Raw genomic sequence first — 24,515 nt, 5'->3', positions numbered from 1 at the left:
ACCGGTGTCCCACGACGTGCGCACGCTCACCCGAACAGCGCTTCGACCGGAGCTGCGGGCGGGCTGGTCGGGATGGGCTGAGCAGCCGATACCCTGGTATCTCGTGTCCCCCTCGCAGCAGCACACCAGCGCGCCGCCCGCCGACGACCGGTCGCGGGAGCGGCAGGCGCAACGCAATGCCGTTGTGGAGTTGTTGCGGGTGGCTCCGCTGGCCGAGGAGCTCGGCGAGCGGTTCAACGCCGCCGGTCACCGGCTCTACCTGGTGGGCGGCAGCGTGCGCGACGCCCTGCTGGGCCGGCTCGGCACGGATCTCGACTTCACCACCGACGCCCGCCCGGAGCAGGTCCGCGAGCTGCTGGACGGCTGGGCGGAGACGGTGTGGGACACCGGCATCCAGTTCGGCACCCTCGGCGCCTACAAGCGCGGCGCGACGGTGGAGATCACCACGTTCCGCGCCGACACCTACGACCGGGTCTCGCGCAATCCGGAGGTCGTGTTCGGCGACACCATCGAGGGCGACCTGCTGCGGCGCGACTTCACGGTCAACGCGATGGCCATCGAGCTCCCCAGCAGGACGTTCGTCGACCTGCACGGCGGCATGGCGGACCTGGTGGCGCGACGGCTGGACACCCCGGCACCGCCGGAGGAGTCGTTCGCCGACGACCCGCTGCGGATGATGCGGGCCGCCCGGTTCGTCGCCCAGCTCGGGTTCACCCCCGCGGACCGCGTGGTGGAGGCGATGCGCGACATGGCCTTCGAGATCACCCGGATCACCGCGGAGCGGGTGCAGACCGAGCTGTCCAAGCTGCTGTGCGGGCAGTACCCGCGGCGCGGCGTCGAGCTGCTGGTGGAGACCGGGCTGGCCGACCACGTGCTGCCCGAGGTCCCCGCGATGAAGCTGGAGATCGACGAGCACCACCAGCACAAGGACGTCTACCGGCACTCGCTGACCGTGCTGGACCAGGCCATCGACCTGGAGCGGGCGGCCGACCCGGAGGGCGAGCCCGACCTGGTGCTGCGGCTGGCCGCGTTGCTGCACGACATCGGCAAGCCGGCGACCCGCCGCTTCGAGCCGGGCGGCGGCGTGAGCTTCCACCACCACGAGGTGGTCGGCGCCAAGATGACCCGCAAGCGGCTGCGCGCGCTGAAGTACTCCAAGGAGATCGTCGGCGACGTCTCCGACCTCGTGTACCTGCACCTGCGCTTCCACGGCTACAGCGAGGGGCAGTGGACCGACTCGGCGGTGCGCCGCTACGTCAACGACGCGGGCCACCTGCTGCCCCGGCTGCACAAGCTGGTGCGCGCGGACTGCACGACGCGCAACCGCCGCAAGGCCAACGCGCTCCAGCGCGCCTACGACGAGCTGGAGGAGCGCATCGCCCGGATCGCCGAGGCCGAGGACCTCGCCAAGGTCCGCCCGGACCTGGACGGCAACGAGATCATGCGGCTGCTCGGGGTCTCACCCGGACCGGTGGTCGGCCGGGCCTGGAAGCACCTCAAGGAGGTCCGCCTCGATCGCGGTCCGCTGGAGCACGACGAGGCGGTCGAGGAGCTCCGTCGCTGGGCGCGCGAGCAGGGCATCGAGGTTCCCGAGGCGGACTGACCCGCTGTTTTGCCTGGTCAGAGCTTTTTATTAATAGCAGCGATTACGCGTGGGCGTGATGAACGGCTGTTGCGCATGACTGATGCTGTCCAGTCATCCCGGTCCGTGGACACCGCAACCGGATTGCTCGGGCGCGATACGTGCCCCGGCAACCAGTGAGATCATGCGGAGGTGGGATCAGACGCGGACGTGGAACCCGGGACGCTGCTCGTCGCCGCCCCGCAACTGCAGGACCGCAACTTCCGCCGGACCGTGGTGTACATCATCCACCACCGACCCGAGGGCACCCTCGGGGTGGTGCTGAACCGGCCCAGCGAGATCGCGGTCAACGACGTGCTGCCCAAGTGGGGAGACCACGCCACCGAGCCGCAGTCGCTGTTCGTCGGCGGACCGGTCGAGCAGCGCACGGCGATCTGCCTGGCGACCCTGCGCGCCGGTGAGGACGTCGGCTCGATCTCGGGGATGGTCGGCGTGCGCGGTCCGGTCGGGCTGGTCAACCTCGACGGGGACCCCGCCGACCTGGTCCCCCGCGCCCGCGGCCTGCGGTTCTTCGCCGGCTACGCCGGGTGGGACGCCGGGCAGCTGGCCGGGGAGATCGACCGGGGCGACTGGATCGTGGTGCCCGCCCTGCCTGACGACGTCATCGCCGATCCGGGCTCGGAGCTGTGGGGCCGGGTGCTGCGCCGCCAGGGGCCACCGCTGGCGTTCCTCGCCACGCACCCCGGCGACGTGAAGCTCAACTGAGAGCCCTGCGCGGGGCGGTGCCGGTGGCCGCACCGCACTTGTCCACAAGGCGGCGCGAGTTGTCCACAACCTGGGGGTAAACGCCCCCATCCGGTCACCCGAACGGACTACTCGGAGAGTGCCGCTCCGCCGCCGCAGCAGCCACCGGCGCACCCGGCGCACCCGCCGACCGCCGGGGCGGGCGCGGGAACGGCCTCGGCGGCGCGGTTGCCGATCACACCGCCGACGGCCATCAGGGCGAAGGCCCCGACGAGGCCGATCACGGCGACCATCACGACGCTGAAGGTGGAGGCCAGGGCCGGCAGCGAGATGCCGGCCAGGACGGCGACCGCTCCCCCGGCCAGATTCGCCGGCCCGGCGACGCGGTTGGCGAGTCGGAAGGCGTCCTCGCTGCGCAGCGCCGCCGGCGTGCGGACGCCGACGTAGCGGTTGCGGGACAGCTGCGCGCGCAGGCCCCGCCAGCCGAGCAGCAGCAGCCCGATGCCACCGAGGACCAGAACGGCGCAGAGGATCACCTGAACAGCGAGCACTCCGACAGCGTAAGACTCCGCCCCGGCGCACCCGCCCCGCACCTGGTCAGATGTGCCGTACGACATGGCCCCGCGTGTCCGGGAGCCCCTTCGTGCCTGGCCACACGAGGGGAAGGGCACACTTGGGGGAACGGTTCGTTCACCACGGCCGCGTTCGAGGGAGCAGGGGAAGGACGCAAACGATGAGTGGCCAGGCAGACGGCTCGACCACCGAAGAGGTCCCGCGGTTCCGCTACACGGCGGAGACGGCGGCCGAGATCGAGCAGCGTTGGCAGCGCCGGTGGGAGGAACTCGGCACCTTCCACGCGCCCAACCCGGCCGGTGCGCTCAAGGGCGACGTCCCCGAGGACAAGCTGTTCGTCCAGGACATGTTCCCGTACCCGTCCGGCGCGGGACTGCACGTCGGCCACCCGCTGGGCTTCATCGGCACCGACGTCTACGCCCGCTACAACCGGATGCTGGGCCGCAATGTGCTGCACACCATGGGCTTCGACGCGTTCGGGCTACCCGCCGAGCAGTACGCGGTGCAGACCGGGACGCACCCGCGCACCACCACCGAGCGCAACATCGAGCGCTACCTGCGGCAGATCCGCCGGTTGGGGCTGGGCCACGACGAGCGCCGCCGGATCGCCACCACCGACATCGACTTCTACCGCTGGACGCAGTGGATCTTCCTGCAGATCTTCAACGCCTGGTACGACGCCGAGGCGGACGGCGGCCGGGGCAGGGCGCGGCCGATCCGGGAGCTGGAGGCGCAGTTCGCCTCCGGTGAGCGGACCACTCCGGACGGCCGCCCGTGGTCCGAGCTGACCCGCGCCGAGCAGCGCAAGGTCCTCGACTCGCACCGCCTGGCCTACCTGTCCGAGGCGCCGGTCAACTGGGCGCCGGGACTGGGCACGGTCGTCGCCAACGAGGAGGTGACCGCCGACGGCCTGACCGAGCGCGGCAACTTCCCGGTGTTCCGCCGCAACCTCAAGCAGTGGATGATGCGGATCACCGCCTACGCCGACCGGCTGGTCGACGACCTGGACCGGCTGGAGTGGCCGGAGAAGGTCAAGACCATGCAGCGGAACTGGATCGGCCGCTCGCACGGTGCCAACGTGCGCTTCGAGCTGGACCGTTCCGCGGAGCGGGTGGAGGTCTTCACGACCCGGCCGGACACGCTGTTCGGCGTCACGTTCATGGTGCTGGCCCCGGAGCACCCGCTGGTCGACGAGCTGACCGCCGAGGAGTGGCCCGCCGATGTCGACGAGCGCTGGACCGGCGGCGCGTCCACCCCGGCCGAGGCGGTCGAGCGCTACCGGCGCGCGGCGTCGATGAAGTCCGAACTGGACCGCCAGGAGAACCGGGAGAAGACCGGCGTCTTCACCGGTGCCTGGGCCACCAACCCGGCCGACGGTCGGCAGATCCCGGTGTTCATCGCCGACTACGTGCTGATGGGCTACGGCACCGGCGCGGTCATGGCGGTGCCCGGCGAGGACCAGCGCGACTTCGACTTCGCGCAGGTCTTCGGCCTGCCGGTGGTGCGCACCGTGCAGCCGCCGGAGGACTTCGAGGACGGCGCGTACACCGGTGAGGGGCCGCGGATCAACTCCGCCAACCCCGAGGCGGGCCTCGACCTCAACGGGCTGGGGATCGAGGAGGCCAAGAAGCAGATCGTCTCCTGGTTGGAGGAGCACGGGCACGGCAACGGCACCGTGCAGTACAAGCTGCGCGACTGGCTGTTCGCGCGGCAGCGCTACTGGGGCGAGCCGTTCCCGATCGTCTACGACTCGGACGGCATCCCGCAGGCGCTGCCGGAGGACCAGCTGCCGGTGGTGCTGCCCGAGGTGGAGGACTACTCGCCGCGCACCTTCGACCCGGAGGACGCCGACAGCAGGCCGGAACCGCCGCTGGCCAAGGCCAGCGACTGGGCCCACGTCGAACTCGACCTGGGCGACGGGCTCCGGGACTACTCCCGGGACACCAACGTCATGCCGCAGTGGGCGGGTTCCTGCTGGTACCAGCTGCGCTACGTGGACCCGGAGAACGACGAGCGGTTCGTCGACCCGGACAACGAGCGGTACTGGATGGGCAAGCGCCCCGCGCTGCACGGTGCGGACGACCCGGGCGGCGTGGACCTGTACGTCGGCGGCGTGGAGCACGCGGTGCTGCACCTGCTGTACTCCCGGTTCTGGCACAAGGTGCTGTACGACCTGGGCTTCCTGTCCTCGGAGGAGCCGTACCGGCGGCTGTACAACCAGGGCTACATCCAGGCTTACGCCTACACCGACTCGCGCGGCGTGTACGTCCCGGCCGAGGAGGTGGAGGAGCGCGACGGCAAGTTCTTCCACCAGGGCCAGGAGGTCAACCGCGAGTACGGGAAGATGGGCAAGAGCCTGAAGAACTCCGTCTCGCCGGACGAGATGTGCGACACCTACGGCGCGGACACGCTGCGGCTGTACGAGATGTCCATGGGTCCGTTGGACGCGTCCCGGCCGTGGTCGACCAAGGACGTGGTGGGCTCGCACCGCTTCCTGCAGCGGCTGTGGCGCAACGTCGTCGACGAGAACACCGGTGAGCTGCGGGTCGTGGAAGAGCAGCCGGACGTCGAGATGCTCCGGGCGCTGCACAAGACGATCGCCGGGGTCCGCGAGGACTACGCGGAGCTGCGGTTCAACACCGCGGTGGCGAAGCTGATCGAGCTCAACAACCGCATCACCAAGGCGTATTCGGCGTCGTCGGGCACCCCGCGCGTCGTGGTCGAGCCGCTGGTGATGATGGTGGCGCCGATGACGCCGCACCTGGCGGAGGAGCTGTGGTCGCGGCTGGGCCACGAGCGGCCCCTGGCGCACGGGCCGTTCCCGGTGCCGGACGAGGAGTACCTGGTCGAGGACACCGTGGAGTACCCGATCCAGATCAACGGCAAGGTCCGGTCCCGCGTCGTCGTTCCGGCCTCGGCGGACCAGGACGGCGTCAAGGCCGCGGCCCTGGCCGACGAGAAGATCGCGGCGGCGCTCGACGGCAAGGAGCCGCGCAAGGTGATCGTCGTCCCCGGTCGCCTCGTCAACGTGGTCGCCTGACACCGGACGTTGCCAGCCGCCCCTCACCGTTTCCCGGTGAGGGGCGGCTTTTCGCGTGCGGGGCGCCGCGGTGAAGTCGGGCGAGGGAGGTCACACTGGTCTTGTTACTGGCCAGTAACTACGCTCGGAGCAGCAGTTGGCGACGTGTGGAGGGCGCGATGGACATCCCGACGACCCCGGCTCGGTTCGACTCCGCCGAGCTCTCGGAGCTGCTCGACGGGCGCTGGGCGCACGTGCGCTCCCGGGTGCGCGAGGCGCTCGCGGGCATCGAGCTCCCCGACGGTTCCGACCTCGACACCGAGTCGCACCGCGCGCGGACCCTGGAGCAGCTGCACCTGCTGGCCAAGTCCGGCATCCCGGAGCTCGGGTTCCCGGAGTCGTGCGGCGGTCGGCAGGACATCGGCGGCTCGGTGGTGTCGTTGGAGATGCTGCCCGGCAACCTGTCGCTGATGGTCAAGGCCGGTGTCCAATGGGGACTGTTCGGCGGCGCGGTCGTCGCGCTCGGCACCGAGCGGCACCACGAGCGCTACCTGCGCGACATCATGACCCTCGACCTGCCCGGCTGCTTCGCGATGACCGAGACCGGCCACGGCTCGGACGTGCAGAACCTGCGCACCACGGCCACCTACGACCCGGCCACCGAGGAGTTCGTCGTCCACACGCCGCACGAGTCGGCGCGCAAGGAGTACATCGGCAACGCCGCTCGCGACGGTCGGCTGGCGGTGGTGTTCGCCCAGCTCGTCACCGGCGGCAAGAGCCACGGCGTGCACGCGTTGCTGGTCCCGGTCCGGGACGCCAACGGCGAGTCGCTGCCCGGGGTGCGCATCGAGGACTGCGGCCGCAAGGCCGGTCTGAACGGTGTCGACAACGGCCGGATCACCTTCGACCAGGTGCGCGTGCCGCGCGAGGCGCTGCTGAACCGGTACGGCGACGTCGAACCGGACGGCACCTACCGGAGCCCGATCGCCGGCGCGGGCAAGCGGTTCTTCACCATGCTGGGCACGCTGATCCGCGGCCGGATCTCGGTCGCGGGCACCGCGGGCAGCGCGACGAAGCTGGCCCTGGAGATCGCGCTGCGCTACGGCGACGCGCGGCGCCAGTTCGAGCGGCCGGGCACCGGTGACGAGACCGTCGTCCTGGACTACCTGGCCCACCAGCGCAAACTCCTCCCCGCGCTGGCGAAGACCTTCGCGCTGCACTTCGCCCAGGAAGAGCTCGTGTCCACTTTGCACGATCTGCGCGACAGCGGTGACGAGCGGCGCCAGCGGGAGCTGGAGTCCCGCGCCGCGGGCCTGAAAGCCGTCTCCACCTGGCACGCGACGCGCACCATCCAGACCTGCCGGGAGGCGTGCGGCGGTGCCGGTTACCTGGCGGAGAACCAGCTCGCCCAGCTCAAGGCGGACACCGACGTGTTCACCACCTTCGAGGGCGACAACACGGTCCTGCTGCAGCTGGTCGCCAAGGGGCTGCTGACGAACTACAAGGACCACGTCGACGAACTCGGCCCGCTGGGCATGGTGCGGTTCGTGGCCGACCAGGTCGTGGAGGCGGTCTTCGAGCGCACCCCGGCGCGTTCGCTGGTCCGGCGGGTGGCGGACACGCGGCGGGACGACGTCTTCGACCGGGGCTGGCAGCTGGAGCTGTTCGAGGACCGGGAGAAGCACGTGCTCGACGGGCTCGCCCGGCGGTTGCGCCGTGCTACCGGGGACAACGCCTTCGAGGTGTTCAACAGCGCCCAGGACCACGTGCTGCGCGCCGCCACCGTCCACATCGAACGGCGAGTGCTGGAGGCGTTCGTCGCGGCGGTGGAGCGCTGCCGGGACCGGGACACCGCGGCGCTGCTGGACCGGCTGTGCGACCTGTACGCGCTGTCGACCGTCGAGGCGGACCGGGGCTGGTTCCTGGAGCACGAGCGGATCTCGCCCCGCCGCTCGAAGGCCGTCACCGAGGCGGTCAACGAACTCTGCCGCCGCCTCCGCCCGCACGCGGTCGACCTGGTCGCGGCCTTCGGCCTCCCGCGCCAGTGGCTGACCGCTCCGATCGCCACCGGCGCGGAAGCCGCCCGCCAGCGCACCCAACGGGCCCACGACCGGGCCCCCGAGCGCTGAGCGCCGGCACCGCCGGGCTCAGTCGAAGCCGAGGTCGTGGGCGAGCTCGTGCAGCATCGAGTCGTAGAGCCGGTCGGCGTGGTGCAGGTCGAAGGGGAAGCGACCGAAGACCTCCAACGCGACGTGGCCGTAGACGCGGACCCACCAGCGGAGCAGGCAGTACACCGCGTCCGAGCCGACCGCTTCGGGCGGGACGTCGACGCCCTCGGAGGTGAAGGCGCGGGCCAGCGATTCCTGGTGCGCGGCCAGACCGGGCAGCTCGAACGGCTCGGCGCGCACCTGCACGGCTCCCTCGGCCATCAGCGGGCCCACGATGCGCAGGAACACCCCGCCGAACTGGTCCTGCTGCGTCCGGCCGCCGTCCGCGGGCGTCGCGAAGACCAGCGCGAACTCGTCGGGGTGCGCCAGCGCCCATTCCCGGAAGGTGCGGCACACCGCGAACACCCGGTCCAGGAAGTCCTCGCCCGCGAGCTTGGCGTGCAGTTCGGCGGCCAGGTCGTCGCAGATGTCGTCGCACAGCCGCCGGAGCAGCTCCTCGCGCGAGTCGTAGTAGCGGTACAGCGCGGGCGCGGTGATGCCGAGCTCGCGGGCGATGGCGCGCAGGGTGACGGCCTCCCGGCCACTCGCGACGAGCAGGTCCCGCGCGCGCTGGCGGATCTCCGCTTCGGTGGCGGCGCGCAGCCGTTCGCGACGGGTGGCCTCGGTCATGGTGCCGCCCCACTTCCTCGCCCGGCGGATCGGTGCGGCCGGGCGCCTGTCGGAGCCGCTTCTCCTCGGCCGGTGGCGAGCAGCGGCGGTGAACAGTGTTCACCCCACGGTAGCGGGTCGGTTCCGGAGGTCACCAGCACGGCCGATCCGCGCCCGACGAGGGCGTCCGGGCGCGGCTCGGCGGAGAGACCGCGCCGGGTGAATGAATCTCGGCGTCCGCGTTGTTGTAGTCGACGGTCGCGGGTTCGCTCGCGAGCCGAGCACTGTTCTGCGGGAGGAGTCTTCATGAACGTCGACGAGGTCGTCGTCTACACCAGGCCCGGGTGCCCGTTCTGCACCTCGCTGCGCGCCGGCCTGCGGCGGCGGGGGTTGCAGTTCCGCGAGGTCGACATCTGGCAGGACCCGGAGGCGGCGGCGACCGTGCGGTCCATCGCCGACGGCAACGAGACCGTTCCGACGGTGGTCGTCGGGGACTGGCAGGCGGTCAACCCGTCCGCCGGGGAGGTCCTGGCCGCGGTCGGCGAACACGCCGCGCACCTGCTGCCGGAGCGCGAGCCGGGGCCGGTGGAGGGAGCGCTGAACGCGCTGGGACTGCGCAAGGACTGAGCAGGTGCCCCAGGGCTAGGTACACCGAGGGCCGGTCGCACGGGGGGCTTTGCGACCGGCCCTCAGCTGGTCACCGATCGTCGGGGGCGCGATACCCGGCGAGCGGCAACCACTCCAGTCTGACGTCCGAGCGGGCCGAAAAGATCCTCGCCTCGCCTCAAATTAGCTCGAACGGTGGATCACCGATCGGTTTACGGCGGTTTATTTCTGCTGTTCAGGAGTTTGATCCGGGGGATTGTGACGGGTGTCCCGCCTGCTGGGACGGCGAGCTCCCGCGACTGCGGGGCGCCCCGGAAGCGGTACTCGTCGCGGGGTCGCGAACTGTGACCGCGGTTACGCTCATGCCTCATCTCGGCTCCACCAACAGCACGTGTTGATCTGCGAACAGGAGCGAGCATGAGCCACCTGGAGACCACGTCCCCGTCGACCGCGGGTCCGCACCCGCCGGGGTACGAGATCGCCGCCGGCTACCGGTTGATCGACCACATGCGCCGGGGCGGGGACTGCGACACCTACGACGCGTGGAGCGACGAGCGGTACACGCGCGTCTTCATCAAGACGGTCCGCCCGGACTGCGGCGCGCAGGACGACTACGCGTGCAGGCTCGTCCAGCACGAAGGACGCTTGCTGCTGTCGTTCACGCACCCGCACATCGCGCGCGCCTACGAACTGGTCGACTCCCACGACGGCAGCCCGGTCCTGATCATGGAGACGTTGTCCGGCCCGAACGTCCGCGGCATGCTCGCCAAGACGCAGCGGCCGCTGGGCATCGAGTCGGTGGTGCACCTGGGCAAGCAGTTGTGCTCGGCGCTGCGCTACATCCACGACCGCGGCTACCTGCACCTGGACGTCAAACCCAGCAACATCATCGCCCATGGCGGACATGCGCGGTTGATCGACTTCGCGCTGTCCCGGCCGCCGGGGCCGTGCACCGAACGTCACGGAACCCGGTTCGCGATGGCGCCCGAGCAGGTGCGCGTTGGGATGCTGGGAGCCGCCACCGACGTGTGGGGCACCGGGCTGGTCCTCTACGAGGCCGCCACCGGGGTCCACCCCTTCCTCCGGGAGGACGCCGCGACGTCCTTCGAGGAAACGTCGTTGGAGGAGTACTACCCGCAGATCGCCGGGCCGGCGGCGCCGGTGCGCAGCTGGCGCGAACTGCCGCCCGCGATGGCGGCGGCGATCGACGCCTGCCTGGAGCCGGAACCCGAGCGCCGCCCGACCCTCGCGGAACTGGACGAGGTGCTGTCCGCGGAGGCCGAGCGGTCGCAGCAGGCGACCCGCGCGCCCGGTTCGGGGCAGGGCACGCGGGCCTGACGGTCGGGCTCGGGTCAGTCCTGCTCGGACGGGGAGACCCCGGCCGAATCGGCCGGGGTCTGGACGGGACGGTGGTGACTGGTGTCGACGGGCTCTCCGGGGATCGGGGCTGTGCTACCGGAGGCCCTGGTCGGCGGCGGGAGTCTGTCGGACGACCCCCTGCCGCGCCCACTGGTTTCGCGGTCGGAGCCGCTGTCGGAGCGGCAGCTGAACAGTGCGGCGATCGCCACGAGCGGCATGGTGAACCTGCCGAAGCCCGGGGACGCTTCCGTGATCTGTGCGCTCGTCTGTGCCATGCACACAGCGTGCTTTTCGCGGGGGGTTGTCGGGATCCGTGCGCCTACTCATATGTTACTTAGCAGTAATGCGCCCGGATGCGCCGAGCGGGTGACGTAAGAACCACTGAGGTCACCGACCGTGTCGGGGCGTGGTGCACGGTCGGGCCGATCGGTGGACCGGTGCCTACGATCGCCCCAAGGGGCCGAGCGAGAAGGGTATGGTCTAGACCATGTCGCGATTGACTGGTGTCGGAGTCAGCTCCGGACGTGCGTCCGGGCCGGTGGCCCGGGTCGCCGAGGCCCTGCCCGAACCGCCCGCCACCCCGGCACCGGAGGACCCGGCAGCCGAGGCCGCCCGCATCCGTCCCGCCGCCGACGCCGTGGCCGAGCAGCTGTTCGGGCGCGCCGCCCGGGTCGAGGGCGACGCCAAGGCGGTGCTGGAGACCACCGCCGCGATGGCCGCCGACCCGGCGCTGATCTCGCAGGCCGAGCAGCTCGTCGCCGGTCGGTCGCTGCCCGCGCCGCGCGCGGTGCACGAGGCCGCCAACGGCTTCGCCGACGCGCTGCGCGCCGCTGGCGGCTACATGGCCGAACGCGCCCGCGACGTCCAGGACGTGCGCGACCGGATCGTCGCCGAACTGCTCGGCGTCACCCCGCCCGGCGTGCCCGAGCTCAGCGGGCCGAGCGTGCTGGTCGCCCGCGACCTGGCCCCCGCCGACACCGCCGACCTCGACCCGGATCTGGTGCTCGCACTGGTCACCGAGGAGGGCGGACCCACCAGCCACACCGCGATCCTGGCCCGCGCGCTGGGCATCCCGGCGGTCGTCGCGGTGCGCGGCGTCCTCGCCGCGACCGACGCCGTCGGCGCTTCCGTCGACGGCGACACCGGCACCGTCGAGATCTCCGACCAGCCGGTCACCGCCCGGGCCGCGGAACGCGCCGCCGCGGTCGAGTGGAGCGGTACCGGAGCCACCGCCGACGGGCACCCCGTCAAGGTCCTCGCCAACGTCGGCTCCGCCGCGGACGCCCGGGCCGCCGTCGGGACCGGCGCGCAGGGAGTCGGCCTGTTCCGCACCGAGTTCTGCTACCTGGCCGCCTCCGACGAGCCGTCCGTGGAAACCCAGCGGGCCGCCTACGCGGAAGTGCTCACCCCGTTCGCCGGGAAGCCCGTGGTGGTGCGCACCCTGGACGCGGGCGCCGACAAACCGCTGGCGTTCCTGGACATGGGGGTGGAGCCGAACCCGGCGCTCGGCGTCCGCGGCGTGCGCGTGTCGTTCGACCGGCCCGACGTGCTCGACCGGCAACTGGAGGCGATCGCCGGGGCGGCCGCCGACTCGGGCGTCGAGGTGTCGGTGATGGCGCCCATGGTCGCCACCGCCGACGAGGCCGCCTGGTTCGCCGCGCGGGTGCGCGCCGCCGGGCTCCAGCGCGCCGGCGTGATGATCGAGGTACCGGCCGCCGCGCTGAGCACCGCCGAGATCCTCGCCGCCGTGGACTTCGTCAGCATCGGCACCAACGACCTCGCGCAGTACGTCTTCGCCGCCGACCGGATGACCGGTGCGCTCGCCGAGCTCAACGACCCGTGGCAGCCCGCGCTGCTGCGGCTGCTCGACATCGTCGGCCGGGCCGGGGCAGAGCTCGGCAAACCCGTCGGGGTGTGCGGGGAGGCGGCGGCCGACCCGAGGCTGGCCGGAGTCCTCGCCGGTCTCGGAGTCACCAGCCTGTCCATGGGCGCCTCCGCGGTCCCCGCGGTCGGAGCCGCGTTGGCGGGTCACCCGCTCGCCGCGTTCCGGCAGGCCGCCCAGGCGGCCCTGGCCGCCCCCACCTCGGCCAGGGCCCGCGAAGCGGCCAACGCGGTGCTCGGCGGGTGACCCGCCGCGGCGGTCCCGCCTCGGCGGGACCCGCGGTCCGCTACCGGTGCCGGAGCACCGGGCGGACGAGCTCGCGCAGGTGGTCGGACGGTTCGATGCCGAGCTCGCGGCTGAGCAGGCGCTCGTAGCGCTGGTAGTGCCGGATCGCCTGAGCGGGATTGGCCTGCTGCAACAGGACCTTCACCACCGCGCAGTGCGCGGTTTCGCGGAACGGTTCCACCAGCGTCGCGGCCTGCGCGATCTCCAGCGCGCTGGCCAGCTCGCGGGACTGCACGAGCCGTTCGGCGGCCACCTCCAGGGCGTGCACCTGCAACTGCTGGAGGCGTTCCCGCTCGGCCAGCACCCAGTCGTCGTACCAGCCGGGCAGCAGTGGTTCGTGGGCCGCCAGGTCGCGACCGATCTGCGCGCAGTCCGCCGGGGAATCGGCGCACTCCTGGTGCAGCAAGTGCCGCCCGGCCGCGACCAGCCCGTCCACGTCCACCGTCATGCGCGGCGCCAGCTCGACCTCGTGCTGCGTGCTGATCACCGCGCCCTGCACGCGGCGGCGCAGCCGCCACAGCGTGGTCCGCAGGTTCGCCAGCGCCGACTGGTCGTCGCTGTCCGGCCACAGCACCCCCGCGGCGACGTCGCGCTGGGTGCGGCCGTGCAGTGCCAGGAACGCCAGCAGCCGCTGGCCGTTGCTGGACACCGCGATCTCCTCGCCGTCCTCGTGCAGCGACCACCCGCCGAGCAGGGACAGCCGAAGGGACTCGCTTGGTTGGGCCGGGCTCCGCAGCCGCCGGTGCGGCTCCGGACGCACGGGTAGAACGCTCATCGTTTCCCCCCTCTACGAGCTTGCGCGGGGCTGCGGGCCGCGCGGCCGACAGGCGCTCGTGGTCTCCGGGTGGCCGAGCACCGCCGCCCCACACTCGTGCCCATCGGGGAGGTTCCCGAAGGCTGTTACAAAGACACGGACGGTGACGCGAGTGGTGGGCAAGTTTCCCACCGCCGGATTACCTCCCGATGCGCCGAGTGCGGCTCCCCGCGGGAGCCGCACTCGAAAGCGCTGGTCAGGAAGCTGTCACCCGGGGCCGTCGACGCGGCGCCCGAGCCTGGCGGTGCCTGCCGCGCGGAAGCCGGGTCCGCCGCTTGGCGGCGACCTTCCGCGAGATCCGCTGGCTGATGCGGGTCAGGAACGCCGCGGCGCCCAGCCACGGCAGCAGCAGGATGATCATCGACACGAGGCCGAGCGCGGCGAGCCCCGGGCTCCCGTGCCCGACGCCGTGCACCACGTACGCCCAGTACTTGCCGCCCTGGGTGAACGCGTTCGACATGTACAGCGGCATCCGGAACAGCAGCGACCCCAGCGCGAGGACCAGGACGGGCACGACCGTCGCCACCCAGACCGTGACGATCAGCCGGACCTTCGGCCGCAGGTGCACGTGGGAGCGGCCCTGCAGCGTGTGCTTGCCCATCAGCCGGTTCAGGTAGGGCCGCACGTAGGCGAACAGGTTCGGCACGCCGACCAGGTCGCCGAGGATGTAGTAGCCGTCCAGGCGCAGCAGCGGCAGCAGCTGCTGGAGCGCGTTGAGGTGCGACAGCGCCACGCACACCAGGAACGGCGGGTAGCCCGTGAGGCCGTAGAGCATCGTCGCCACCGGGATGAAGATCACGGTGAAGTAGACGCCGCCCAGGTCGGTGCGCAGCCGCCCCTTCCGGTTCAGCCGGTACGCATCGGTCACGTTCGTGTAGAAGGCGGGCACGACCAGCAGCATGCCGACGCCGATCGCACCCGGCTGGGCACCGCTGTAGCGGCAGCCGGAGGCGTGGCCGAGCTCGTGGAAGATCAGCATGACCTGCATCAACCCGATGACCGCGAGCACCTGCGCCGGGTCGCCGACCGAGTGCTGGATGGCCTGGTCGAGGTGACCGGAGGCGACGATCCACGCGTCGGCCGTGACCAGACCGCACAGCGCGAGCGCCACCGCGACCGGCGAGTGCAGCGGCGCCAGGACGGCGGCGAGCCTGCGGACGAGCTTGGCGGGCATCAGCACGCCGTGCATGGCCAGGGACAGCAGCGGCTTCGAGCGCGGCGGGTCCTGGACGGGCTCCGACAGCGTCGCGATCGCCATCGGGTGGAGCTTCTCGTTGACGAGGTACTCGACCCCGGGTGCGGAGACGTCCGCACCGGTGTTCTGCCGGACGTCCTCGGCGATCTCGGCGAGCGTGCGCTCCCCGTCGATGCTCTCGGCCACCCGGTACAGCATTTCCGAGACGAGGATCATCTGGCCGTCGCCCCGAGAAACGAGGTAGCGGGGCTCCTGGTAACCGCCGCCCTCGTATTCGCCGCACAGCGACACGCCTTCGATGAGCCGGGGAACCGCGTGCTCGTCGGTCGATTCGACCGGCGCGGCTTCGGTGACTTCTGTCATGGCCTCCTCCTGCGAGCCACCGCCGAGCGGGCGGCGTTCGCCCGGCCGGGCCTGTACCGCGGCCGGGCATGGAATTGGCCGGGGGCGAAAAATGGGTTCCGCCCCCGGCCAGATGGTTCCCTGTCGCTACGCGTCAGCCCGCGCTCTGGCCGACGCCGGCGGACGGAAGGCTCGGGACCGCGATGCAGTTGCCATCTCCCAGGTTGACCACGGTCGGCACGTTGATCTGGGTGATCACGCCGACGTTCACGTTGGCCAGTGACCCCAGGGCCTCCCGAGTCGGGAGAAGCTCCGCGGATTCTGCGGACAGCTCCATTTGCTGCATGATTACTCCTCACCGAGAAGGGATCCCGGCCGCTCATTCGCGACAACGGAGAACGAGCGGCCCGGGACTATCCTGTAATCGTTCAGTGGCTCACGTCGACGCTGGTGTTCGACTGGCCGATGTGCGACTGCGGCGCGCTGACCAGCGTCACGGTGTTCTTGCCGCCGGAGATGTCGACGTGGCCGCTGAAGCTCTGGTCGACGTTCGCCACGTTGCTCTGGGAGCTCAGGGCCTCGCGCTCGGGCAGCAGTTCGGCGAATTCGTTGATCATGTCCACGATCTTGCTCCTGTTCGCGTTGATGGAAATTTCCGATCGCGGCTTTTCGCCGCTGATGCGAGTACGCCAGAGGCCCGTCACCACGCCGTCACAGGTGCGTCACCCAAGATCGGGGAATGCGGTCGGCAGAAAAGACGACCATGCTGGTCACGGTCGGTGATGGAGGCTTTCAGCAGGGAAAACAAGAGCAATTGGGCCCGATGGGAACGGTCGTCGACGATTTACCTCATCGGGTCGGGTGAACCTGGAAAATCCCGGACCGGTGAGCTCGCCCCGGACGGGGAAAAGGAACGGGGCGGTGGCGCCGCGCCGCCACCGCCCCGGGAGGACCCCGCGGTCATTCCTGGTTTTCGGCCTCCTGGTCCAGGCCGTGCTCGATCGCGTAGCGGGCCAGCTCGACCCGGTTGTGCAGCTGGAGCTTGCGCAGCGTCGACTGCACGTGGTTCTCCACGGTGCGGTGCGAGATCACCAACCTGGTGGCGATCTGGCGGGCGGTCATGCCCTTGGCGACCAGCCGCAGCACCTCGGTCTCCCGCTCGGTGAGCTGCGGCGCCTGCGCGTCCTGGTCCGGTTCCTCGGCCATCCGGCGGTACTCGCCGAGCACCAGCCCGGCCAGCCCGGCGGTGAACACCGCGTCCCCGGCGGCGGTGCGCCGCACCGCGTCCACCAGCTCGTCCACGGAGGCGGACTTGACCAGGTACCCGGAGGCGCCCGCCTTCACCGCCTCCAGGACGTCGCTGTGCTCCCCGCTGGCCGACAGCACCAGCACCCGGGTCCCCGGGACCTCCTGGGTGATCTGGCGCGTCGCGGCCACTCCCGAGGAGTCGCCGAGGTTGAGGTCCATCAGCACCACGTCAGGTGCGACCGTGCCCGCGATGCGCAGCGCGGCCGCGGCGTCGCCCGCGGTGGCGCGGACCTCGAAGCCGCGCTCCGACAGGTCCCGGGCCACCCCGTCGCGCCATATCGGGTGGTCGTCGACCACCATCACCGTGACGGGCGGCTCGCTCATCGGTCTCCTCCTTTGCGGCGCTTGGCCGGGGCCGGCGGTCGGGGCACCCGGACCTCCCATTCGGTTCCCTCGCCGGGGGCGGTGTCCAGCGTGATCGTGCCGCCGAGCGCGATCACCCGGCCGCGGATCGACTTGGCCACGCCGAGCCGACCCTCCCCCGCCGCCTCCTCCAGCCGGCCCTGCGGGATGCCCGGGCCGTCGTCGCGGACGCTGAGCACCACTTCGTCCGGCAGTTCCTCCAGCAGCACCCATGCCTTGGCGTCGGCGCCGGCGTGGCGTTCGACGTTCGCCAGCGCTTCGCGCACCACGGAGTGCAGGTCCGAGCACGTCGGTTCCGGCAGCAGCACCGGATTCCCCGGAACCGAGACCTGGATCCGGCCGGTGCGCAGCACCTGCAACCGGGCGGCCAGGTCGGCCTCTCCGTCCTCAGTGGACTCCTGCGGGGTGGTGGCGATGAGCGCGCGCAGCGCGATCTCCTGCTCCCCGGCGAGCCGGGCGAGTTCGGCGGCTTCCCCGCCGAGCTCCGCGCCGCGCCGCCGCACCCGCGCGAGCACCTGCAGCACGCTGTCGTGGATGGATCGCGCCAGCCGCTCCCGCTCGGCGGTCGCCGCCTCGGCGCGCAGCGCGCGGGCGAGGCGGTCGGTCGACCTCCGGGCGGTGTCCGACGCCAACCCGAGCACCAGCCCGACGCCGATCAGCAGCAACGTGTCCAGCCAGATGCCGGAGTCGAGGTAGCCGCGCAGCAGCATGTTGCAGACGGCCGCCAGGATTCCGGCCGCCACGCCGCCGACCGCACCCCACTGCGCGGCCGACGCGGTCACCATCGTCGGGTGCCAGGCGGTGACCACCGAGGGCTGACCGGTCGACATCTGCCTGTCGTTGAGGATGAACTCGCTGCTCAGGAACAGCACCGTCACGACGGCCACGTCCAGCGCGACGAGGCGGTTGGTGCGCCCCGAACGCCGCCAGTAGCGCCACACCGTGAACGCCGTCCACGCGCCCATCACGACGAGCACGAGCACGGCCAGCCAGGGGCGCCGGTACTGCGAGAACTGCGCGACGACCCAGCAGCACGCGTACAGGAACGTCACGACGCGGAACACGTTGTGCCCGCGCCACAACGGCGTACGACCGTCGGTGACGCCGGGGTGGCCCGGTTGGGACGTTTGCGGACTGGACACGTTTCGCTCCTTCCCCAGCGGACCATCCTGCCGTACGGACCCGACGTCCCGAGACCTCCGGATCGCCCACTCCCGGTGTCGTGATCGCCACGTGGCCCCCGGCGTCGACAGCGGGTGGTGCGCAACACCTGGAAGCCGTGCTGTGCCAGGCTCGCCGTCGGAGGTGATCCGCATCTCATGGGACGGTTGATCGCGGCGGGTTACGTGCTCGTGGTGCAGGCGGTGGCGTTGGCGCTGGTCGCGCTCGTGATCTGCACCACGCCGCCGCCCCGGCCTGCCGAGCTGGCCACCTTCGGGATGCTGGCCGCGACCGCCGGGACGGTGATCGTCGCGACCACGGTGTCGATCAACGTGCGGCGGCAGGTCCGACGCAACCCGTGGACGCTGCACATCGCCTACCTGGCGACCGGGATCCTCACGCTGCCGCCGAACCTGCTGGTCCTGCTGCTGCTCGGACCGGCGCTGCACGGCGTCCTCGACGTCCGCCCGGGATTGCAGCGCTGGCTGTTCACCACGGCGGCGACGACGATCGCCACCTTCGCGGCGCGCGCGGTGATCGGCTGGTCGCAGCCGCGCTGGGGCCCGGTGCTGTTCGTGCTGGCCGGGGCGGTGCTGCTGATGGTGCGGGCGGTGCTGGTCGCCGCCGGCCTGTGGCTGCGCAACCCCGGCGCGCCGCGCGAGGACGTCCTCGGTGAACCCATCGACGTGCTGCTGGGCATCGTCGCCGCGAGCCTCGGTGGGCTGCTGGCGGTGGCGGTGCGCGCCGAACCGGCCAGCGCGCTGCTCGCCGGGCCGCCGCTGGCGCTGCTCGACCTGGCGAGCCAGCTGCCGCAGTGGCGCCGGTCCGCGCAGCGGGACGGCAAGACCGGGCTCGCCAACGCGGCCCACTGGGACCGGCTGGCGCGCGCCGCACTGGCCCGGTCGCGCGGGCGGGCGCAACCCGCCGCCCTCCTGCTGCTCGACCTCGACCACTTCAAGCGGGTCAACGACCGGATCGGGCACATCGCCGGGGACGCGGTGCTCGCGGCGGTCGCCGTCATGCTGCGCGGCAGCGTGCGGCGGGAGGACGTGGTCGGTCGCTTCGGCGGTGAGGAGTTCGTGGTGCTGCTCCCCGGCGCCGACGCCGAGGTGGCCTGCGCCGTCGCCGACCGGATCCGCACCTCGACCGCCGCGCTGTCCGTGCCGGCGCGGGACACCCACGGGCGCCACCGCCAGCTCGACGACCTGACGGTCAGCGTCGGGGTCGCCACCACGCACCGCTTCGGCTACGAGCTCGGCGATCTCCTCGCGGCGGCGGACAAGGCGTTGCTGGCCGCCAAAGCGGCAGGTCGCAACGCGGTGATCCTCTCCTGAGCGCCTGTCTTTGAACTCGTTTTGGGTGGCGGTGCCGGTGGCGGAACCTTCAGTGCCTGTCTTTGAACTCGTTTTGGGTGGCGGTGCCGGTGGCGGAACCTCAGTGCCTGTCTTTGATCTTGGGTTAGGTGGTGAGTTGGCGGGTCATGAGGGTGATGGCGGCCCAGTTGATGATGGTTTCGGAGTGGGCGGGGAGGCGTTCGTAGTCGCGGACGGTGCGGCGGGCTTGGGTGATCCAGGACAGGGTGCGTTCGACGACCCAGCGGCGGGCCAGGACGTGGAAGCCGGTTTGTCCGGCGATTTTGCGGACGATGTGCAGGGTGATGCCCAGGGCGGCCTGGGTCCAGGTGGTCAGGCGTCCGCTGTAGTTGCCGTCGGCGAAGACCAGTTCCAGGCGTGGGTGGCGGGTGTGGAGGTAGCGCAGGAGGAGTTCGGCGCCGCGGCGGTCGGTGATGTGGGCGGCGGTCACGGACACGCCCAGCAGCAGGCCGAGGGTGTCGGTGGCGATGTGGCGTTTGCGGCCGTTGATCTTTTTACCGCCGTCGAAACCGCGGGTGTGGCGGCCGACGGTTTCGGCGGCCCGCACCGACTGGGAATCGATGATCCCGGCGCTGGGGGTGCGGTGGCGGTCGGTGCGGGCGCGGACCTGCTCACGCAGCCTGTCGCGCAGGCCCAGGACGATGTTGTCGCGGCTCCAGCGGGTGAAGAACCCGTAGACGGTCTTCCAGGGCGGGAAGTCGGCGGGCAGGGCCCGCCACTTGCAGCCGTTGTCGACGAAGTAGCGGATCGCGTCCACGACATCCCGGCGGGGGTGTTTTTCCGGACGCCCTCCGCTGCAGGTGCGGCAGGCCGGGGCGGGCAGCAGGGGCTCGATCACTGCCCATTCGGCGTCGGTGGTGTCCGAGGGGTAACGGCGGGCACGGGCCGTCGAGCCGGCAGCCGGCGCGGTGGTGTACAAAGCGGATCGGGCCTTTGCTGTGTCGATCTTGATGTGCTGTCACGATCACTAGCAAAGGCCCTCTCTCATACCCGCCCCCGGGGTCCCCCCAAGATCAAAGACAGGCACTCAGCGGCCGTCTCGGCTCCGGGAGCCCCTCCTTTTGTATGCCCAATACACGGCGTCGGGGCTGTCCTCGCGAGACGACCGCTGAGAACCCGCGGCGGTGCCAGCGGCGAGACCGCTCACCGAAAGAGAAAGCGGCTGGCGCCGCTTGCCACGCCCCTTCCGGGAGCAGGTTCAAAGACAGGCACTCAGCGGCCGTCTCGACTGCGGGATCCCCTCCTCATGTACCGGTCCGTACACAGCGTCGGGGCTGTCCTCGCGAGACGACCGCTGAGAACCCGCAGCGGTGCAAGTGGCTAGACCGCGCACCGAAAGAGAAAGCGGCTCACGCCGCTTACCACGACCCGTCGGAACCAAGTTCAAAGACAGGCTCTGAGCGCCGTCGCCGAACTCGCGCTCACCCGGCAGGTCCGAGCAGGTCAGTTCGGTACCGGCGCGTCGTGCCCGCCGGGTTCCTCCGAGTCGCCCGAGCGCTCCGGTTCCGGTGGTTGCGCCTCGTCGCGGTCGGTGGGCGCGGGTGTCTCCTCGTCCTCGTCACCGACCAGCGAGCGGATCGCCGAGTTCAGCACCGCCACCGTCGGCACGGCCAGCAGCGCACCGACGATGCCCGAGATCACCACGCCGATGCTGATCGCCAGCACCACGGCCAGGGCGTGGATCCGCACGGCGCGCCCCAGCAGCAGGGGTTGCAGCACGTTGCCCTCGATCTGCTGCACCGCGAGGACCACGCCGAGCACGATCAGCGCCGTGATCCAGCCCTTGGACACCAGCGCCACCAGGACCGCGACCGCGCCGGAGGCCACCGCACCGACGATCGGCACGAAGCCGCCGAGGAACACCAGCGCGGCCAGCGGGATCGCCAGCGGCACCCCCAGGATGACCAGCCCCAGCCCGATGCCGAGGGCGTCGACGATCGCGACCATCGCGGTCGCGCGGACGAAGCCGACCAGCGACGCGAAACCGCGGCAGCCGGCGACGTCGACCCTGTGCCGCACGTGCCGGGGCACCAGCCGGATCACGAACAGCCACACCCGGCGGCCGTCGTGCAGGAAGAAGATGAGCGTGAACAGCGCGAGCACCAGTCCGGTCAGCAGGTTGCCGAAGGTGCCCGCGGTGGACAGCACGCCGTTGGTCAGCGCCGCCTGGTTGGCCTGCAACCACTGCTGCGCCTGCTCCAGGATCAGGCCGAACTGCTGCTGGTTGATGTGCAGCGGCCCCTGCGCCAGCCAGCTCTTGAGCCCGACGAGGCTGCGCAACACCTGCTGCTGCAGGTCGGGGAAACCGGCGATGAAGGCGTTCACGACGAACGTGAGCACGCTGCCGACCACGGCCAACCCGCCGACCAGCACCACCGCCGTCGCCAGCGCGCGGGGCACGCCGCGCCGGGCCAGCGCGGAGACCACGGGGGCGAGCAGCGCGGACAGCAGCAGCGCGATCGCCACCGGGATCACCACGACGTAGATCCGCCCGATGATCAGCCCGAGCGCGTAGAGGGCGAAGAGGATCACCAGGATCCGCCAGCAGATCGCCGCGGACACGCGCAGGGTGCGGGGAACCGAGGACGCCGCGTCGTCCCGGGTGGTGATCTGGGTGTCGCTCACGCCGACCACCGTAGCCGCGCGAGGCCCGTCGCCGGGGCGGAACCGGCTGTGACGCAAACGGAGCGCAGTAACACGATGTAGCGATGTTGTAGCGCTGAGGTACCGTCGCCGCTCGCGTTTTTGACAGAGTGCGCCTCGGCGAGCGTGAGCCGCCGCGCCGAGGAGGTACGAACACCGCGATGTCCCAGAGCGACCGGACGACGGGAGGCACCCGCCGCTGGCGGCTGCTCACCCGCGCGCTGGTGGTCGCGGGCGCGACGGTGGCCGGGACCTCCGCAGCCTGGCTGATCGGCTCCGAGCACTCGGCCCACGCCGCCGATCTGCACCTGCCCTCGGCCGTGTCCTCGGTCGTGGGTGGTCAGGCCGACGCCGGCGCCGAGCGCGGGGACCCGGCCGCGTTCTCGCTGCACGATCTGGACCCGGTGCACCTGGTGCGGTCGGCGCCGCGACAGCTGATCGGCGCGGCCGAGCCGGTGACGAAGCCGGTGACCGGTGCGCTGCACGACTCCGCGGCCGAGGTCGGCGACGTCGCCGGCAAGACCCTCGACGACACCGCGCACCACGCGCAGTCCCTGTCCCGGACCGTCGACAGTGGACTGTCCGGGTTGGGGCGCCCGCTGCTGCCCGAACGGCCCGGACCGGATCCGGCACCGCAGCCGCAACCGCAACCGCAGGAAGCGCAGCCCGCTCCGGCACCCGCCCCCGCGCCCGAGGTCCACGCCCCGGCGCCCGTCGGCGTGCCCACCGCGACGACCACCCGGGCGCCGCAGCACGCGGCCGTGACACCGGAACGCGACCAGCGGTCGCGCCCGGATTCGCCCGCGGAGCCGGGCAAGACCGCACCGTTCGCGATGCCCGCGCCGTCCGGCGCGAGCGGCAGCGGCGGAACCGCGGACGGCCCGCACCACGGCGGCGGACTCGGCTGGTACCCCGTCGAGCCCGACGCCCACCACCCGCTCGCCGCCGTCCTGGCCCGCGAGCACACGTTCCTGCCGGTCGGCGTTCCCGAGCCGCAGCCCGGCACCACCCCCGACTGACCACCGCGCAGTCGGCGGACGCGCGCGCAGCCGTCCGCGCCGACCGCGGTCTCGTTCATCGATCCCGTTCGACGCGCCCGACCCCGATGACGTGGGCGCACCCCCGTTCGACTCTTCCCTCCCCGGTCGGGAGGCTTCCGCGAAGGAGAGATCCATGCAGACTTGGGCGAAGCGCGGTGTGCAGGCCGCACTGGTCACCGGCGGCATGCTGGCCGTCGGCAGCGGAGTCGCCGACGCCTGCACCGAGCGTCCGGTCCCGCCGCTCGGCGAGGCGCTGCCCGACGACCTCCTGGGTTCCGGCTCGCTGTCCCGCGCCGACCACCCGGTGACCGCGCTGGCCGGCACCCTCGACCCGGTGCGCGACCTGCTGCCCGAGGTCGAGAACGAACTCACCCGGGAACTGCCGGTGTTGCGCGACCAGCCCCGGCACCGCGCCGAGCCGCTGCAGCTGGCCGGGTGGGTCGCCGACACCGCCGACGCCCACGCGCCGGGCGGTCCGGCGCCCGCCGAGTCCAGCGTGGTGCTGGGCCTGCGCCCGGTGCCCGGCGCGCACGGCCCGCTGGGCACCCCGTCGGAAGGTTTCCACCGCTCGCTCAGCTGGGCGGGCCCGATCGGCGACGTGATCAAGGGAGGCGCCGACGCCCTCGACAAGGGGGCGTTTCCAGCTGGTCACCGCCAAGATGTCGCTGCAGAGCTGGTGAGGCCGGCCGCGGACCCGGCGCACTTCGACGGTTTCGCCCGCAACGCCGCGGGCATCGTCGACCTGTGGCACGACACCCTGGAACGCGGTAGGGGCCTGCTGGCCCCCGACTCCGTCGACCTCACCTCGGGCGAACTGCCCGGCACGCACGGCGACCTGGTGTCCGTGCCGGAGGCCGTGCTGCGGGGCGCCCTCTCCGCGGTGCACGCCGCCCCGACCCCGCGTGACGTGCCGCCGCTGGCGGTCCCCGGCGAGCACCAGGACAAGGTGCACGAGATCCCGAACCTCAAGGGACTGCCGACGGGCCGCGCCGGTGATCCCGGGGTGCACGCCCCGCTGCCGCTCGGCGGTCAGCTCAGCGCGCTCGGCGGCGGGCACACCCAGGCCCCGGTGGTCAACGAGCTCACCTCGGCGATCTCCCCGCGGTTCAGCAGCGCGCCGCTGAACTCCGACGTGCTGGTCAAGGTCGCCGACGAGCTGGACGCCGCGGTCCCGGAGCACCGGCTGGTCGCGCGCAGCCCGTTCCGCCCCGAGCCCGCGCCGCGGGCGTCCACCGGCATGGCGCTGCCGATCCTCGACGGCGGCGTCCCGGAGATCAACGCGGTGCAGGGGCAGACGCTGCCCACCGGGGAGCTCCGGCCGGCGGACCTGCTGGACCGGACCATGCCGCTCACCCGGATCTGAGCCCGGAACACGACGGGGGCGGGGAGCCGACTCGGCTCCCCGCCCCC

Annotated in this window: 20 protein-coding genes; 10 read left to right on the top strand and 10 right to left on the bottom strand. The window is 71.8% G+C overall.

The features are described from left to right. Nucleotides 1-103 precede the first annotated feature (103 nt). Both NV263_RS30455 and NV263_RS30450 read left to right on the top strand, forming a co-directional pair. A complete protein-coding gene (locus tag NV263_RS30455) occupies nucleotides 104-1,603 on the top strand; it encodes a CCA tRNA nucleotidyltransferase (protein WP_263250262.1) in 1,500 nt (499 codons plus the stop codon). Nucleotides 1,604-1,774: 171 nt separating this feature from the next. After that, nucleotides 1,775-2,347: a YqgE/AlgH family protein gene (locus NV263_RS30450; protein WP_263250261.1), complete on the top strand. Its 573-nt coding sequence runs from the start codon at nucleotides 1,775-1,777 to the stop codon at nucleotides 2,345-2,347. 107 nt (nucleotides 2,348-2,454) lie between these two features. On the opposite strand, the gene NV263_RS30445 is transcribed toward NV263_RS30450, so the two are convergent. Then, nucleotides 2,455-2,877 (bottom strand): SdpI family protein, encoded by a 423-nt coding sequence (locus NV263_RS30445; protein WP_263250260.1) that lies wholly within the window; start codon nucleotides 2,875-2,877, stop codon nucleotides 2,455-2,457. Nucleotides 2,878-3,059: 182 nt separating this feature from the next. Here NV263_RS30445 and leuS point away from each other — a divergent pair, with 182 nt between their 5' ends. Continuing rightward, nucleotides 3,060-5,939, top strand: a complete 2,880-nt coding sequence (leuS, locus tag NV263_RS30440) for a leucine--tRNA ligase (protein ID WP_263250259.1) — start codon at nucleotides 3,060-3,062, stop codon at nucleotides 5,937-5,939. 158 nt (nucleotides 5,940-6,097) lie between these two features. After that, the gene (locus NV263_RS30435; protein WP_263250258.1) at nucleotides 6,098-8,047 is read left to right on the top strand and encodes an acyl-CoA dehydrogenase family protein; all 1,950 of its coding nucleotides are present in this window, start codon (nucleotides 6,098-6,100) and stop codon (nucleotides 8,045-8,047) included. 18 nt (nucleotides 8,048-8,065) lie between these two features. Here the strand turns inward: NV263_RS30435 and NV263_RS30430 are convergent, their stop codons facing one another. Further along, nucleotides 8,066-8,755, bottom strand: a complete 690-nt coding sequence (locus NV263_RS30430; RefSeq protein WP_263250257.1) for a TetR/AcrR family transcriptional regulator — start codon at nucleotides 8,753-8,755, stop codon at nucleotides 8,066-8,068. 285 nt (nucleotides 8,756-9,040) lie between these two features. Here NV263_RS30430 and NV263_RS30425 point away from each other — a divergent pair, with 285 nt between their 5' ends. The 3 genes from NV263_RS30425 to NV263_RS30415 all read left to right on the top strand — a co-directional run bounded on the left by NV263_RS30425 (nucleotide 9,041) and on the right by NV263_RS30415 (nucleotide 12,827). After that, entirely contained in the window at nucleotides 9,041-9,361 is a 321-nt protein-coding gene (locus NV263_RS30425) for a glutaredoxin family protein (RefSeq protein ID WP_263250256.1), read from the top strand. 396 nt (nucleotides 9,362-9,757) lie between these two features. Next, nucleotides 9,758-10,678 carry a serine/threonine-protein kinase gene (locus tag NV263_RS30420; RefSeq protein ID WP_263250255.1) on the top strand — a complete coding sequence of 307 codons (921 nt, stop codon included), beginning with the start codon at nucleotides 9,758-9,760 and terminating at the stop codon, nucleotides 10,676-10,678. Nucleotides 10,679-11,186: 508 nt separating this feature from the next. Next, nucleotides 11,187-12,827: a phosphoenolpyruvate--protein phosphotransferase gene (locus NV263_RS30415; RefSeq protein WP_263250254.1), complete on the top strand. Its 1,641-nt coding sequence runs from the start codon at nucleotides 11,187-11,189 to the stop codon at nucleotides 12,825-12,827. A 40-nt stretch (nucleotides 12,828-12,867) separates the two neighbouring features. Here the strand turns inward: NV263_RS30415 and NV263_RS30410 are convergent, their stop codons facing one another. The 6 genes from NV263_RS30410 to macS form a co-directional block, all read right to left on the bottom strand. Beyond that, entirely contained in the window at nucleotides 12,868-13,641 is a 774-nt protein-coding gene (locus NV263_RS30410; RefSeq protein WP_263250253.1) for an AfsR/SARP family transcriptional regulator, read from the bottom strand. 235 nt (nucleotides 13,642-13,876) lie between these two features. Then, nucleotides 13,877-15,238 (bottom strand): hypothetical protein, encoded by a 1,362-nt coding sequence (locus NV263_RS30405; RefSeq protein WP_263250252.1) that lies wholly within the window; start codon nucleotides 15,236-15,238, stop codon nucleotides 13,877-13,879. Nucleotides 15,239-15,371: 133 nt separating this feature from the next. Then, nucleotides 15,372-15,563, bottom strand: coding sequence for a hypothetical protein (locus NV263_RS30400; protein ID WP_263250251.1), 192 nt, complete (start codon nucleotides 15,561-15,563; stop codon nucleotides 15,372-15,374). A gap of 82 nt (nucleotides 15,564-15,645) precedes the next feature. Then, the gene (locus tag NV263_RS30395) at nucleotides 15,646-15,834 is read right to left on the bottom strand and encodes a hypothetical protein (RefSeq protein ID WP_263250250.1); all 189 of its coding nucleotides are present in this window, start codon (nucleotides 15,832-15,834) and stop codon (nucleotides 15,646-15,648) included. 343 nt (nucleotides 15,835-16,177) lie between these two features. Beyond that, the gene (locus NV263_RS30390) at nucleotides 16,178-16,849 is read right to left on the bottom strand and encodes a response regulator (protein ID WP_263250249.1); all 672 of its coding nucleotides are present in this window, start codon (nucleotides 16,847-16,849) and stop codon (nucleotides 16,178-16,180) included. Continuing rightward, on the bottom strand, nucleotides 16,846-18,030 hold the full coding sequence (gene macS / locus NV263_RS30385; RefSeq protein WP_263250248.1) for a MacS family sensor histidine kinase: 1,185 nt from the start codon (nucleotides 18,028-18,030) through the stop codon (nucleotides 16,846-16,848). The genes NV263_RS30390 and macS overlap by 4 nt, the downstream gene beginning before the upstream one ends. 177 nt (nucleotides 18,031-18,207) lie before the next feature. Between macS and NV263_RS30380 the strand changes: the two genes are divergently transcribed. Continuing rightward, complete coding sequence (locus NV263_RS30380; RefSeq protein ID WP_263250247.1) at nucleotides 18,208-19,383, top strand: GGDEF domain-containing protein; 1,176 nt, start codon at nucleotides 18,208-18,210, stop codon at nucleotides 19,381-19,383. Nucleotides 19,384-19,507: 124 nt separating this feature from the next. On the opposite strand, the gene NV263_RS30375 is transcribed toward NV263_RS30380, so the two are convergent. Together NV263_RS30375 and NV263_RS30370 are read right to left on the bottom strand one after the other, a co-directional pair. Further along, entirely contained in the window at nucleotides 19,508-20,341 is an 834-nt protein-coding gene (locus NV263_RS30375) for an IS5 family transposase (protein ID WP_263247972.1), read from the bottom strand. Between the two features lie 524 nt (nucleotides 20,342-20,865). Further along, nucleotides 20,866-22,047 (bottom strand): AI-2E family transporter, encoded by a 1,182-nt coding sequence (locus NV263_RS30370; RefSeq protein ID WP_263250246.1) that lies wholly within the window; start codon nucleotides 22,045-22,047, stop codon nucleotides 20,866-20,868. 179 nt (nucleotides 22,048-22,226) lie between these two features. On the opposite strand from NV263_RS30370, the gene NV263_RS30365 reads away from it, so the two are divergent. Both NV263_RS30365 and NV263_RS30360 read left to right on the top strand, forming a co-directional pair. Further along, nucleotides 22,227-23,084, top strand: coding sequence for a hypothetical protein (locus NV263_RS30365; RefSeq protein WP_263250245.1), 858 nt, complete (start codon nucleotides 22,227-22,229; stop codon nucleotides 23,082-23,084). 154 nt (nucleotides 23,085-23,238) lie between these two features. Next, nucleotides 23,239-24,468 carry a hypothetical protein gene (locus NV263_RS30360; protein WP_263250244.1) on the top strand — a complete coding sequence of 410 codons (1,230 nt, stop codon included), beginning with the start codon at nucleotides 23,239-23,241 and terminating at the stop codon, nucleotides 24,466-24,468. Nucleotides 24,469-24,515: the final 47 nt, after the last annotated feature.

Source organism: Saccharopolyspora rosea, assembly GCF_025643595.1.
GTDB lineage: Bacteria > Actinomycetota > Actinomycetes > Mycobacteriales > Pseudonocardiaceae > Saccharopolyspora > Saccharopolyspora rosea.
This window is presented reverse-complemented; position numbering and strand designations above follow the sequence as displayed.